Origin of the sequence: Neobacillus sp. SAB-20_R2A (genome assembly GCF_049568635.1) — a bacterium.
Taxonomy (GTDB): domain Bacteria; phylum Bacillota; class Bacilli; order Bacillales; family Cytobacillaceae; genus Neobacillus; species Neobacillus citreus.
The window spans coordinates 1,865,169-1,879,740 of sequence record NZ_CP145895.1 but is presented as its reverse complement, the minus strand read 5'-3'; the positions used below and the strand labels follow the sequence as shown (position 1 = coordinate 1,879,740).

Here is a 14,572-nt window from a genome sequence, read left to right as displayed (position 1 = left end):
TTTCAACACCTTTTTTGACTGCAAATTTATATTCCTCCAAATCGACGCTGGCGCTTTTGAAAGACTTCGATTGCCTCTAACAAATGATCCTCACTGAAATCAGGCCACAACACATCAGTAAACCAAAACTCCGAATAGGCTAACTGCCATAACATAAAATTGCTTAAGCGAATTTCGCCGCTTGTCCGGATTAATAGATCAGGGTCTTTGAAATTGGAAGTCATTAGATAGGAGGAAAATGCCTCCTCATTTAAATCAGTTTCCTTCAGTATGCCACTATTATAATCATTTAAGACTTGCTTGACCGCATCAAGAATCTCAGCCCTGCTTCCATAATTCAAAGCAAAGTTTAACACAAGTCCTGTATTATTCTTTGTTTGTTCCATCGCCTTTTCAATAGCATTTAAAGTATGTTTTGGCAGTTGATGCTTATAGCCCATCATTTTCACTTGAACATTATTGGCCACCAATTCTGGAAGGAAGGTTCCTAGGAATTCCTCTGGAAGCTTCATAATATAATCCACTTCATTTTTTGGCCTTTTCCAATTCTCTGTGGAAAAAGCATACAATGTCAGCACTTTTAGCCCAAGGTCATTGGCCAGCATAGTTGTTTTTCGGACAACCTTCATCCCTTCATGATGACCGGCAATGCGCGGCAGTGCCCGTTTTTTAGCCCATCGGCCATTTCCATCCATAATAATGGCCACATGTTCCGGTACCGGCAATTTTTTAATTTCTTCAATTTTATCTCGGAGTGTGGAAGAGTTATTTTGGTTCTTCCAGATTTTAATTTTATTTAACATGGCAAGCGCTCCTCCATTATTAGCTTTCCTCCGATAATAAACTTCATCGAACTTGTTATAGTATGTAATAGATTTAAATCCAGCATGCCTATATCATACCAAAAAAGAAAAAAGATATCTCATTTCATACTATGTAAAATAGAAAGAATTAAGAATAATGTCAAACAATCCTAACTTATGTATTTTAAAATTTTTCTATTAATAGTGAAAAAACCCCCTAAAAAGAGGGTCATTCATTACTATTTACGTTACACTTCCATAATTTCTTTTTCTTTATCTTTTGTGATTTGATCAATTTTATGGATGTGGTCATCGGTAAGTTTTTGAATATCATCAGAGAATCCGCGCAGGGCGTCTTCTGTAATTTCACCATTTTTTTCAAGCTTTTTCAACTCATCGTTGGCATCGCGGCGAACGTTACGGATCGCGATTTTCGCTTCTTCTGATTCCTTCTTCACCACTTTTACCAATTCTTTACGGCGCTCCTCTGTTAATTGAGGAATGGCAAGCCGAATGATAGAACCATCATTGGAAGGATTTAAGCCTAAATCAGATTTTAGAATCGCTTTTTCAATATCGCCAAGGATTGTTTTATCATATGGCTGGATGACCAATAACCGGGCTTCCGGAGTTGAGATTCCCGCCAGCTGATTAACAGGCGTTGGCGCCCCATAATAATCGACTGTAATTCGATCTAAAAGTGAAGCACTCGCTCTGCCGGCACGAATGCTGGCAAGCTCGCGAGTATAAGCTTGAATTCCTTTTGCCATTCTTTCTTTTGCGGAATTGATGACTTCTTTTGCCATTAGTTTTTCCCCCTAACAATCGTTCCGATTTTTTCACCCATAACGGCCCTTTTGATATTGCCCTGCTCCATGATAGAAAAGACAATAAGTGGAATATCATTATCCATACATAGGGATGATGCAGTTGAATCCATAACTGCCAAGCCTTCCTTTAAAACATCAAGGAATGAAAGATCATCATATTTTACAGCGTTGGCATCAACACGTGGGTCAGCAGAATAAACACCATCGACATTATTCTTCGCCATCAGGATAACTTCCGCATCAATTTCAGCTGCTCTTAAGGCCGCTGTTGTATCTGTCGAGAAATACGGATTTCCTGTTCCTGCTGCAAAAATGACTACCCGCTTCTTCTCCAAGTGTCTGATTGCACGGCGTCTTATGTAAGGTTCTGCAACTTGACGCATTTCAATTGAGGTTTGTACCCGTGATTCAATCCCTAAGTGCTCTAAACTGTCTTGTAACGCAAGAGAGTTCATTACCGTTGCCAACATCCCCATATAATCAGCAGTTGCCCGGTCCATCCCCATTTCACTGCCAATCTTCCCGCGCCAAATATTGCCGCCGCCGACAACAACGGCCACTTCTACACCGAGCTCGGCAATTTCTTTTACTTGAGTGGCAATTGATTTGATGATAGATGGTTTAATTCCAAAGCCCGAATCACCAGCAAGAGCCTCTCCGCTTAATTTTAACACAACGCGTTTGTACTTAGGACCGTTCATATAAACCTCCATAAAAAATTCTAACTTTTTTCATCTTAAAAAATAGGGAACACAGCGTGTCCCCTATTCAAACATCAATTACAAATACTTCAAACCTTTTAGCCCGAGAATAATTGACTATTTTTTATTCACTTGGTTCATTACTTCTTCAGCAAAGTTATCTTCACGCTTTTCGATACCTTCGCCTACTTCGTAGCGAATGAATTCACGGATTGTAGCGCCTTTAGATTCAACAAATTGGCGAACCTTTTGATCAGGATTTTTAACGAAAGCCTGGTCAAGAACACAAACATCTTCAAAGTATTTGCCAAGGCGGCCTTCAACCATTTTAGTCACGATATTTTCAGGCTTGCCTTCGTTAAGGGCCTGCTGAGTTAATACTTGACGCTCATGCTCAACTTCTTCTTGAGAAACTTGGTCACGTGAAACATATTTTGGATTTAACGCAGCGATGTGCATAGAAACATCTTTTGCAGCATCGGCATCTGTAGAACCTTCAAGAACAGTTAATACAGAAATGCGTCCGCCCATATGAAGGTAAGCGCCAAATGCATCACTGTCTGTCTTAGAAACTACTGTAAAGCGGCGAAGAGATAGTTTTTCGCCAATTTTTGCGATTGCCGCATTAATATGTGCATCAACTGTTGCACCGTTTTCCATTGTTTGTGCTAATGCTTCTTCCACTGTAGCAGGCTTGTTCTTAAGTAAATGTTCAGCAAGCTCCTTTACAAGTGTTTGGAAGCCTTCGTTTTTCGCAACGAAGTCAGTTTCGGAGTTTACTTCTAGGATAACAGCATCATTGCCATTTGTTGAAATGGAAGTTAAGCCTTCTGCCGCGATACGGTCTGCTTTCTTAGCAGCTTTTGCGATCCCTTTTTCGCGTAGGTAGTCAATTGCTTTGTCCATGTCACCGTCTGATTCGGTCAACGCCTTTTTGCAATCAAGCATACCTGCGCCAGTTTTTTCACGTAATTCTTTAACCATTTGAGCAGTAATTGCCATAATTTAATATCCTCCTTCAATTAACTATGTATTCATATCTTTACCAATGAGACCCGGGTTAAACTTTCATTCTTTAAAAAAAGGTGATAAAGGGTCTCCCTCTTATCACCTTTTTTAAGATAAGGCTATAAAATTAAGCTTCTACAGCTACTTCTTCGCCTTGTTTAGCTTCTAGGATAGCATCCGCCATTTTACCAGTTAAAAGTTTAACAGCGCGGATTGCGTCATCGTTTGCAGGGATAACAACATCGATTTCATCCGGATCGCAGTTTGTATCAACGATGCCTACGATAGGAATGTTCAATTTCTTAGCTTCTGCTACTGCAATGCGCTCTTTACGAGGGTCGATGATGAACAATGCATCTGGAAGCTGTTTCATATCTTTGATTCCGCCTAAGAATTTCTCAAGACGTTCTTGTTCTTTCTTAAGTTGAACAACTTCTTTCTTAGGTAATACTTCAAAAGTACCGTCTTCTGACATTCTTTCAATATCTTTTAAGCGGCCGATACGCTTTTGAATTGTTTCAAAGTTTGTTAATGTACCACCTAACCAGCGTTGGTTAACATAGTACATACCAGAACGAGCTGCTTCTTCTTTAACAGAATCTTGAGCTTGTTTCTTTGTACCAACGAAAAGGACTGTACCGCCTTCTGCAGCAAGTTCCTTAACCCAGTTATAAGCTTCTTCTACCTTCTTAACTGTCTTTTGAAGGTCGATGATGTAGATGCCGTTACGCTCTGTGAAGATATATTTCTTCATCTTTGGGTTCCAACGGCGAGTTTGGTGTCCGAAATGTACACCAGCTTCAAGCAATTGCTTCATAGAAATTACTGACATGTTTTTTTCCTCCTAATGGTTTGTTTTCCTCCGCTTATCTCATCTTTAAGCAGGACTTAAAGTTAAGCACCCTCTGCCTAAATCAACAAGCGTGTGTAATAACACCATGAAATAATATAGCACATGGCCATTAAACAATCAAGGTTTAGATTCAAAAAAATTCCCGGCTCCTGCCGGGAATCCTTTAAAACATTAATGTGATTTTAACTTTTCAAGCTCGACCAAGAACTTGTCATTAAGAACTTTAATGTATGTTCCTTTCATTCCAAGGGAGCGAGACTCGATAACTCCAGCGCTTTCGAGCTTTCTTAAAGCGTTGACAATAACGGAGCGGGTAATTCCTACACGGTCTGCAATTTTTGAAGCGACTAATAACCCTTCATTACCGTTTAGCTCTTCAAAAATATGTTCAATGGCTTCTAGCTCACTGTAAGATAAGGAGCTGATGGCCATTTGCACAACAGCTTTGCTTCGTGCTTCCTCTTCAATTTCCTCAGATTTTTCACGAAGGATTTCCATTCCGACAACAGTTGCACCATATTCAGCTAAGATTAAATCGTCATCATTGAACTTATCATGCAATCTTGCAAGGATCAAAGTACCCAAACGTTCACCGCCGCCAATAATCGGAACAATTGTTGTTAAACCTTCCTGGAATAAATCTTTATTTTCAACAGGGAAAGCTGTATATTGACTATCCACATCTAAATTCGGGGATGTTTCGGTAATTGAGAACAAATTGTTTGTGTATTCTTCCGGAAATTGACGATCCTCAAACATTTTTTTCATACGTTCGTTTTCAATTTGCTGATAAATCGTAATGCCAAGTAGTTTCCCACGGCGGCTGACGATGTAAACATTTGCTTCAATGGTTTCACTTAATGTTGCTGCCATTTCTTTAAAGTTTACCGGTTTGCCTGCTGCCTTTTGCAGCAAAATATTAATCCTTCTTGTTTTTGTAAGTAAATCCATCTGTTTTTTCCTCCTAAATAACTACAACCATTATTAAATTTTTATTGGTAATACGATTTTTGCAACGTATTAGGTAACAAGATAAGAATTTAAAGAATAAATTGACTCAAATCTTTGTTTTTCGATATAGCGCCTAGCTTCTCGTCAACATACTGAGGTGTTATGGTGATTTTATCCATCGTAATATCCGGCGCTTCGAAGGATAGATCCTCTAATAGTTTTTCGAGGATCGTGTGAAGCCGTCTGGCACCGATATTGTCGGTATTTTGATTCACTTCAAATGCTACTTCAGCTATTCTACGAATAGCATCGTCAGAAAATTCAATTTGTATACCTTCTGTTTCCAATAATGCTTGATATTGCTTTATTAAAGCATTGTCCGGTTCGATTAAAATCCTAAAGAAATCATCGACTGTAAGCTTTGTCAATTCCACCCGGATTGGAAAACGCCCTTGCAATTCCGGGATCAAATCGGAAGGCTTCGCCATATGAAAGGCACCCGCAGCAATAAATAAGACATGGTCGGTTTTAATCGGCCCAAATTTTGTTACCACTGTGGAACCTTCAACTACTGGCAGAATGTCCCTTTGCACACCTTCTCTGGAAACATCTGCCGAGGAGCCGCCATTATTTTTGCTGGCAATCTTATCAATTTCATCAATAAAAATGATTCCGTTTTGTTCAGCGCGATAAATGGCCTCGGATGTTACTTCATCCATATCAATCAGCTTCGCAGCTTCTTCGCTCGTTAATACTTTTCTTGCTTCTCGAACAGTAAGTTTTCTTTTTTTGCGCTTTTTCGGCATGAAGCTGCTTAGGGCATCCTGCATATTCATCCCCATTTGTTCAATACCTGAGCCTTGGAGCATGTCAAACATGGAAGGCGCCTGCTCTTCCACTTCAACCGTGACAATTTCATCCTCCATTTGACCAAGAGCCAATCTTTCTTTGACAATCTTTCTTTTTTCCTGGACAGAATAATCCTCCTGGTGTGTTTCCTGCTCGTTTGCAGTGTTCCCGCCGCCAAATAACATTTCGAGCGGGTTTTTATAGTTAGATGATTTTTTCGCTGATGGAACCAAAAGTTCAACAAGTCTGCTGTTAGCATTTTCTTCGGCCCGTTCTTTCACGCTTAGCATCCGTTCTTCCTTTACCAGACGGACAGATGTTTCTGCCAGATCACGAACCATGGATTCTACATCACGACCGACGTAGCCGACTTCGGTAAACTTCGTTGCTTCCACCTTAACAAATGGTGCACCGACAAGCTTGGCAATTCTCCGGGCAATTTCCGTTTTCCCAACACCGGTCGGGCCAATCATTAAGATATTTTTAGGGATAATTTCATCTCGAAGCTTATCGTCCAGAAGGCCCCTTCTGTATCGGTTTCTTAGGGCTACCGCAACGGCTTTCTTCGCATCCTTTTGGCCAATAATATATTGATCCAGCTTTTCAACAATTTGCCGGGGGGTTAAATTGGTTGTTCTGACCATTATTTTTAGCTCCTTCCCGCTATAGCTCTTCCACGATAATATTATGGTTTGTATAGACGCAGATTTCAGCAGCGATTTCTAACGATGCTTTTGCAATTTCCCTCGCCGATAAATGATCTCCGGCATATTTCTTTAATGAGCGGCCTGCTGATAATGCATAGTTCCCGCCTGATCCAATTGCAAGAATTCCATCATCGGGTTCAATAACTTCACCTGTGCCGGACACAAGCAGCAAACTTTCACGATTCATCACAATCAGCATGGCTTCCAGCTTTCTCAGGACTTTATCACTTCGCCACTCTTTTGCAAGCTCAACTGCTGCTCTTTGAAGATTCCCGTTAAATTCCTCTAACTTTCCTTCAAACAATTCAAAAAGAGTAAAAGCATCTGCTACAGAACCAGCAAAGCCTGCCAATACCTTCCCATTAAATATCTTTCTAACCTTACGAGCTGTATGTTTCATCACAACAGCGTTGCCCATGGTAACTTGGCCATCACCGGACATTGAGCACTCGCCATTATGATGGATGGCAAATATCGTGGTGGCATGAAATTGTTCCATTAAGATATCCTCCTTCATTTTTGGAGTTTTTTCTTTTAGTTCAAAGTAAAATATGTAAAAAAAATCCTTCTACAAGATAATTATGAAAACTGTATTCATTTATACCCCGGGATGTTTTTTTCTATACATTTTTCTTCACCTTTTGCTCAGCCATGAACATAACAAAATCACTATAAAAAAGTTGAATAAGCCCCTTAGTATTTTGCGCAATTCCTGTCCAGTTGTAAATAACGAATCAAAAATGTTAACAAAACATTCACAATTATCAACATTTTATATCACAAGGGCTTCTAAATCGTACCACAATTCAATAGCCCTTGCAATAAACTTTACAAAACTTTCACAAAGTTCTGAATTGTTTCTAACGCTCTATTAGCATGCTGTAAATTCCGTTCTTGCTTTCCTCTTATTTTCACAGGCAGTTCAGGAAACAATCCGAAATTGGCGTTCATCGGCTGAAAACTTTTCGGGTTTGCAGAAGTAATATACCGTGCCATACTGCCGATTGCCGTTTCCGCTGGGAATTCTACAGTTTCCATTCCCGTCGCGAGCCTTGCCGCATTAATTCCCGCGATCAAACCGCTCGCAGCAGATTCCACATACCCTTCAACACCCGTCATTTGTCCAGCGAAAAATAAATTTTCCCGGTTTCTAAATTGGTAAGTTGCTTTTAGCACCTTTGGTGAGTTGATAAAGGTATTGCGATGCATAACTCCGTAGCGAACAATTTCAGCATTTTCAAGTCCCGGTATTAATTGGAGCACTTCCTTCTGCGGGCCCCACTTTAAATGGGTTTGAAAACCAACAATATTATACAGCGTACCTGCTGCATCGTCCTGCCTTAACTGAACAACCGCGAAGGGTCTTTTACCTGTCTTTGGATCCTCTAGCCCAACTGGCTTTAATGGACCGAACAGCATCGTTTTCTTCCCTCTTGCTGCCATTACTTCAATTGGCATGCAGCCTTCGAAAAAGATTTCCTTTTCAAATTCCTTTAAAGGGACGGTTTCAGCTGTGACCAAAGCCTCATAAAAACGATCAAATTCCTCTTCCGTCATCGGACAATTTAAATATGCCGCTTCCCCTTTATCATAGCGGGACTTTAAATAAACTTTATCCATGTCAATGCTGTCTTTTTCGATAATCGGCGCCGCTGCATCATAAAAATATAGATAGTCTTCATTTGTTAAACTTTTCAGTTTGGCCGATAATTCCGGACTTGTTAGTGGCCCGGTTGCGATGACCGTTAGTCCTTCCGGAATATCTATGACCTCTTCATGGATGACTGTCACATTTTCATGGTTTTTCACCATTTCGGTAACTTTCGCCGCAAATTCATGACGGTCAACAGCCAATGCCCCTCCGGCAGGAACACTGCAGGCATCAGCTGCAGAGATAATAACAGAATCAAGTCTTCTCATTTCTTCTTTTAATACACCGACTGCATTTGTTAAGGTATTTGCCCTAAGCGAGTTACTGCAGACCAGTTCGGCAAATTTATCTGTATGATGGGCTGGAGTTTGTTTGACTGGTCTCATTTCGTAAAGACGGACCTTTACACCGCGCTTGGCGAGCTGCCACGCTGCTTCGCTGCCTGCCAAACCGGCACCAACAACGTTTACTGTTATATCCATGTTAATCCTCCTGAAACATTCAAATATTAAATAAGTCCTTACTTTTTACCATTCCCTCGAATTCAGTCCATCTTGCATTTTACTATACGAATGACAAACAAAAAAGTTTTATGTTTAAAAAAAATTAAAAAGAGTGGAATATTTCCCACTCCTTAGCTTTGTGGTTCTTCTTTATAGTCACAGGATACACATTGGACTTGGACACCCTTTTTAAGTTTCTTCTCGACAAGGAGTCCCTCACATTTTGGACAGTTTCTAGGAAGCGGTTTATCCCAAGATAGGAAATCGCACTCTGGGAAGCGGCTGCACCCGTAGAACAATCTCTTTTTCTTACTTTTTCTTTCAACGATTGTTCCCTCTTTACAGGTTGGACAGGTAACGCCGATTTCTTTAACAATCGGTTTTGTGTTTCGGCAGTCCGGGAAATTACTGCAAGCCATGAATTTGCCGTAGCGGCCCATTTTAAACACCATCGGGCTGCCGCAATTTTCACAGTCTTCACCGGCAGGTTCGTCTTTGATTTCAACTTCCTGCATTTCCTTTTCCGCTTTTTTCAGGTGAATTTCAAAATCCTGATAGAATTCATCGATGATCTTTACCCATGGTGTTTTGCCTTCTTCAACATTATCCAAATCCTGTTCCATTTTGGCGGTAAACTCGACATTCACAATCTCCGGAAAAAACTCTACCATTAATTCGTGGACAATTTCTCCAAGCTCCGTCGGAACAAAGCGCTTATTGTCGAGCGCTACATAGCCTCGTTTTTGAATGGTATCGAGCGTTGGGGCATAGGTTGAAGGCCTGCCGATTCCAAGTTCCTCAAGCGTCTTTACAAGCCTTGCCTCCGTATACCGAGGCGGCGGCTGGGTAAAATGCTGTTTCGGCTCAATATCCTTCTGGAACACTTCATCCCCTTCATTGAGGTCAGGAAGCATTTTGTTGGATTCCTCCACTTGATCATCCGTACCTTCAACATATAGCTTCATAAAGCCGGGGAACTTTATTTTCGATCCAGTAGCGCGAAACACCACATTGCCATTTTGTAAATCAACACTCATTGTATCCATTACAGCTTGGGCCATTTGACTGGCTAAGAACCGTTCCCAAATTAATTTATATAAACGCAGTTGATCTCTTGAAAGGAACTCCTTCAAACTGCTCGGATCTCTGAATGTGCTGGTCGGCCGAATCGCTTCATGAGCATCTTGAGCATTTGTCTGTTTCTTCTCTTTCCTTTGCTCTGTTTTTAGAAATTGCTCCCCATATTCAGCCTTGATATAATTAGCCGCTTCTTCCTGAGCTATTTCAGAAATCCTCGTGGAATCTGTTCTCATATAGGTAATCAAACCGACTGTCCCTTCTTTGCCAAGTTCGATTCCTTCGTACAGCTGCTGGGCCAGCATCATTGTCTTTTTGGCCCGAAAGTTTAATTTTCTGGCTGCTTCTTGCTGCAGGGAAGAGGTTATAAATGGCGGGGCAGGATTTCTGCGCCGTTCTTTTTTTGTCACGGCAATGACCGTGAACTTGTTTCCCTCCATTTGCTGCAGAATCTTTTGCACCTCTTCTTCAGAGCTTACTTCTGTTTTATTCAGTCCTACAAGACTATGAAACGAAGCGTTGAATTGATCTTTCCCTTTTAAAAATTCGCCGTCAATCGTCCAATATTCTTCTGGAATGAAGGCTTTAATTTCATTTTCCCGGTCAATGATCAATCTGACAGAAACTGATTGGACTCTTCCCGCACTTAACCCCTTTTTGACCTTTTTCCATAACAGCGGACTGATATTATAGCCCACCAGGCGGTCAAGAATTCTGCGGGCCTGTTGTGCATCTACCAAGTCTTTATTGATTGGCCGTGGATGTTTAAAGGATTCCTGGATGGCATCCTTGGTGATTTCATTAAATACTACCCGGCAGTCTGAGTTAATATCCACATCAAGGCTATGCGCCAAATGCCAAGCGATTGCTTCTCCTTCGCGATCGGGGTCGGCCGCCAGAAAAATTTTCTTGGCTTTTTTGGCTGCTGTCTTTAATTCCTTTAAAACAGGGCCTTTTCCGCGTATCGTAATATATTTCGGTTCAAAGCCGTTGTTTACATCAACCCCCGTTTGACTGCGCGGCAAATCTCTAACGTGTCCCATTGATGCTTTTACTTTATATTTTTTTCCTAAATATCGCTCAATCGTTTTCGCTTTTGCAGGCGATTCAACGATGACAAGAAACTCCGACATGTATGTTCCTCCTTAAGAGGGAAAGTGTGAAAGCGCCCCGAACCTGGCAAAAGCCCGCTTCTAAGATGCTCGATTTTTTTGAGAAGTTTTCTAAATTCTAGTTATGACAACTTTGCTTCAAGAAATACTTTCCAAAACTCCCATATCCCAAATTATTTATATAATACTTTCAATATTATTGTCTCATTCTAGTTTTTGAACTTATGTTGGAAAATGTAATACATATTAGAAATTATTTCAACCTTTTTACCCTAACTTTTCTTCATTTATACAAAAAACCCTGCAAAAATTAAAAATTTATTCAATAAAATACAGTTTTATCTTATTTCCTCTAATATATCCCCGGCTTTTGTGACAAGTTTTGCTCCCTGCTGAATAAGTTCATTTGCCCCGATTGAATAGGGATTAAAAATGCTTCCAGGAAGCGAAAAAACGTCTCTGCCCTCATTAACGGCATAGTTGGCCGTTATTAATGAGCCGCTTTTCCTCTTTGCTTCTATAATAAATGTTCCCCGGGACATTCCACTAATGATTCGGTTTCGCGCCGGAAAATGCCATCTCTGCGGCTGTGTATCCGGGGGGTATTCGGACAGTACAAGCTGTGTTTTCATCATTTCCAATGCCAGATTCATATTTTCCTTTGGATAAATATGGTACAGCCCTCCGGCAATCACAGCAATCGTCTTTCCGCCATTTTTAATAGCGTATTCATGGGCGAGTTTATCAATACCTTTTGCTAAACCGCTGACAATTAGCACTCCATTATCAATTAATTCCGGGAAAATTAAACGGATGGCATTTTTTCCGTACTGGGTCGCTTGCCTAGAACCAACCACAGCTAATTTCGGCTCTTTCTCTAGCAGGGATAAGTCACCTTTTGCGAAGATTGCCCAAGGAGGCTGATAAATCTCTTTTAAATAACGGGGATACAGCGGGTCAAATACGGTGATGACGGAGATATCATTTGTTTTGTATTGGCGGATTTGGTCATAAATGATTTCGGGATAAAAGGGTTCAGTTGCAGGGTATGCAGCAATGGCGGAGGCCGGAGGAGGGAACATGCTCAATTGGGCTGTTGGTTGATAAGATTTTAGAGATTCAAGTCCCGGGTCTCTTTTTAATATTTGATAGATCGTATGCCACGATATATCAGGATAATGAAGCAGGGAGATTAGTTTTTCAGTAAACTCATTCACTGTTAATTTCCTCCAGTTTAAATTTTTTAAACAGAAAGAGCCCCTCATAGTATGAGGGACTATCTGTTTATCATGGTGTATTTTAGTGAGTTTTACACTTTTCGTATAAGCCTTGTTCTTTAAGTACTTCAATTAAAGTTTCACCCATTACGGACGGTGTTGCAGCTACTTTCATGCCGCATTCGTTCATAACGCGGATTTTTTCATCAGCAGTACCTTTTCCGCCGGAAATAATCGCACCAGCATGGCCCATGCGCTTTCCTGGAGGTGCAGTACGTCCGCCGATGAAGCCGACAACAGGCTTAGTCATGTTTGCTTTAACCCACTGAGCCGCTTCCTCTTCTGCTGTTCCACCGATTTCACCAATCATTATAACAGCATATGTTTCAGGGTCTTCATTGAATGCTTTTAATACATCGATGAAGTTTGTTCCGTTAACAGGGTCTCCGCCAATACCAACTGCAGTTGTCTGGCCGATACCTGCTTGAGTTAATTGATGAACAGCTTCATATGTTAATGTACCGGAGCGAGAAACAACGCCGACATGTCCTTTAGTGTGAATGTAGCCAGGCATAATGCCGATTTTACACTCATCAGCTGTAATCACGCCAGGGCAGTTTGGACCCACTAAACGGGTCTTCTTGCCTTCCATGTAACGCTTAACTTTCACCATATCTAATACAGGAATATGCTCTGTAATACAAATAGCAAGATCTAGTTCAGCATCAACCGCTTCGATAATGGAATCTGCAGCAAATGGTGCTGGAACATAAATAACGGAAGCATTTGCTCCTGTTGCTTCAACTGCCTCTTTTACAGTATTGAAAACAGGAACACCTTCCACCTCTTGGCCGCCTTTGCCTGGTGAAGTTCCGCCGACGATTTGAGTGCCGTATTCAATCATCTGCTTTGTATGGAAACGGGCTGTTCCGCCAGTTATACCTTGAACAATTACTTTTGTGTCTTTATTAATAAAAACGCTCACGTTAATTCCCCTTTCTCTTGATCCTATTTCACTAATGAAACGATTTTTTGTGCGCCGTCTGCCATGGATTCAGCAGCTGTGATATTAAGACCTGACTCAGATAGGATCTTCTTACCTAGGTCAACATTTGTTCCCTCTAAACGAACGACAAGCGGAATAGATAGGCCAACTTGTTTCGCTGCTTCTACTACTCCATCAGCAATGACATCACACTTCATGATACCGCCAAAGATATTAACAAAAATACCTTTTACGTTTGGATCGGAAAGGATAATTTTAAATGCTTCTGTTACCTTTTCAGCTGTTGCACCGCCCCCAACATCAAGGAAGTTTGCCGGATCGCCGCCATAGTGCTTAACGATATCCATTGTAGCCATTGCCAGTCCGGCACCGTTAACCATACAGCCGATATTGCCGTCTAACGCGATATAGCTTAAGTCATACTTGGAAGCTTCGATTTCTTTTGGATCTTCTTCTTCAAGGTCACGATACTCTAAAACATCATTTTGACGGTACAGTGCATTGGAATCGAAGTTTAATTTTGCATCTAATGCCATAACGTTACCATCGCCAGTTACAACTAACGGGTTGATTTCGGCAATTGAGCAATCTTTGTCAATATAAGCGTTGTAAAGGGCTGTCATAAACTTAACAGCTTTATTGACTAATTCCTTTGGAATATTGATATTAAATGCCAAACGACGTGCTTGAAATGGCATTAATCCAAGAACTGGATCAATTTCCTCTTTAAAAATTTTCTCAGGTGTATTAGCGGCAACTTCTTCGATTTCTGTTCCGCCCTCTTCAGAACCCATTAATACCACGCGGGAAGTAGCACGATCTAATACTAATCCAATGTAGTATTCTTTTTTAATGTCGCAGCCCTCTTCAATTAGGAGACGCTTAACTTCTTTACCTTCAGGTCCAGTTTGGTGTGTAACCAATGTTTTACCAAGAATTTCGCTGGCATATGTACGAACCTCATCAAGGTTTTTGGCAACCTTAACACCGCCGGCTTTTCCCCGTCCGCCTGCGTGTATTTGCGCTTTTACCACACATACTTGTGTGCCTAATTCTTTCGCAGCTTCAACTGCTTCTTCAACAGTGAAAGCCACTTTTCCATTCGGAACCGCTACCCCATATTTTCTGAGGATTTCTTTCCCCTGATACTCATGGATATTCATTTCCCATCCTCCTAATCAAACTGTTCAAAAAATTTGACTCCGTTTACATTTTATATAATGAAACAAACCTTGTCCACCATTATGCTATAAATAATATTTATATAAAAATCAAGGAAAATAATTAGTAATATAATAAAAAAC

13 protein-coding genes are annotated in these 14,572 nt (G+C 40.8%); all 13 read right to left on the bottom strand.

The annotated features are described in order from the left end of the window. Positions 1 to 26 precede the first annotated feature (26 nt). Positions 27 to 803, bottom strand: a complete 777-nt coding sequence (locus V5M37_RS09395; protein WP_213140770.1) for an isoprenyl transferase — start codon at positions 801 to 803, stop codon at positions 27 to 29. Positions 804 to 1,051: 248 nt separating this feature from the next. After that, the gene (frr, locus tag V5M37_RS09390) at positions 1,052 to 1,609 is read right to left on the bottom strand and encodes a ribosome recycling factor (RefSeq protein WP_213140771.1); all 558 of its coding nucleotides are present in this window, start codon (positions 1,607 to 1,609) and stop codon (positions 1,052 to 1,054) included. Further along, on the bottom strand, positions 1,609 to 2,334 hold the full coding sequence (pyrH, locus tag V5M37_RS09385; protein ID WP_213140772.1) for a UMP kinase: 726 nt from the start codon (positions 2,332 to 2,334) through the stop codon (positions 1,609 to 1,611). The genes frr and pyrH overlap by 1 nt, the downstream gene beginning before the upstream one ends. A 117-nt stretch (positions 2,335 to 2,451) precedes the next feature. Further along, a complete protein-coding gene (tsf, locus tag V5M37_RS09380; protein ID WP_213140773.1) occupies positions 2,452 to 3,336 on the bottom strand; it encodes a translation elongation factor Ts in 885 nt (294 codons plus the stop codon). A 133-nt stretch (positions 3,337 to 3,469) separates the two neighbouring features. After that, positions 3,470 to 4,174 carry a 30S ribosomal protein S2 gene (rpsB, locus tag V5M37_RS09375; protein ID WP_213116336.1) on the bottom strand — a complete coding sequence of 235 codons (705 nt, stop codon included), beginning with the start codon at positions 4,172 to 4,174 and terminating at the stop codon, positions 3,470 to 3,472. Between the two features lie 192 nt (positions 4,175 to 4,366). Further along, positions 4,367 to 5,146 carry a GTP-sensing pleiotropic transcriptional regulator CodY gene (codY, locus tag V5M37_RS09370; protein ID WP_213116337.1) on the bottom strand — a complete coding sequence of 260 codons (780 nt, stop codon included), beginning with the start codon at positions 5,144 to 5,146 and terminating at the stop codon, positions 4,367 to 4,369. Between the two features lie 89 nt (positions 5,147 to 5,235). Continuing rightward, a complete protein-coding gene (gene hslU, locus V5M37_RS09365; protein ID WP_423801694.1) occupies positions 5,236 to 6,639 on the bottom strand; it encodes an HslU--HslV peptidase ATPase subunit in 1,404 nt (467 codons plus the stop codon). A gap of 19 nt (positions 6,640 to 6,658) precedes the next feature. Beyond that, on the bottom strand, positions 6,659 to 7,201 hold the full coding sequence (gene hslV, locus V5M37_RS09360; protein ID WP_213116339.1) for an ATP-dependent protease subunit HslV: 543 nt from the start codon (positions 7,199 to 7,201) through the stop codon (positions 6,659 to 6,661). Positions 7,202 to 7,530: 329 nt separating this feature from the next. Further along, positions 7,531 to 8,835, bottom strand: coding sequence for an FADH(2)-oxidizing methylenetetrahydrofolate--tRNA-(uracil(54)-C(5))-methyltransferase TrmFO (gene trmFO / locus V5M37_RS09355; protein ID WP_423801693.1), 1,305 nt, complete (start codon positions 8,833 to 8,835; stop codon positions 7,531 to 7,533). A gap of 152 nt (positions 8,836 to 8,987) precedes the next feature. Further along, positions 8,988 to 11,066 carry a type I DNA topoisomerase gene (gene topA, locus V5M37_RS09350; protein ID WP_423801692.1) on the bottom strand — a complete coding sequence of 693 codons (2,079 nt, stop codon included), beginning with the start codon at positions 11,064 to 11,066 and terminating at the stop codon, positions 8,988 to 8,990. A gap of 317 nt (positions 11,067 to 11,383) precedes the next feature. Then, positions 11,384 to 12,262 (bottom strand): DNA-processing protein DprA, encoded by an 879-nt coding sequence (gene dprA, locus V5M37_RS09345; protein ID WP_423801691.1) that lies wholly within the window; start codon positions 12,260 to 12,262, stop codon positions 11,384 to 11,386. Positions 12,263 to 12,344: 82 nt separating this feature from the next. Further along, entirely contained in the window at positions 12,345 to 13,247 is a 903-nt protein-coding gene (gene sucD, locus V5M37_RS09340) for a succinate--CoA ligase subunit alpha (protein WP_423801690.1), read from the bottom strand. 23 nt (positions 13,248 to 13,270) lie between these two features. Further along, entirely contained in the window at positions 13,271 to 14,431 is a 1,161-nt protein-coding gene (gene sucC / locus V5M37_RS09335; RefSeq protein ID WP_423801689.1) for an ADP-forming succinate--CoA ligase subunit beta, read from the bottom strand. Positions 14,432 to 14,572 lie beyond the last annotated feature (141 nt).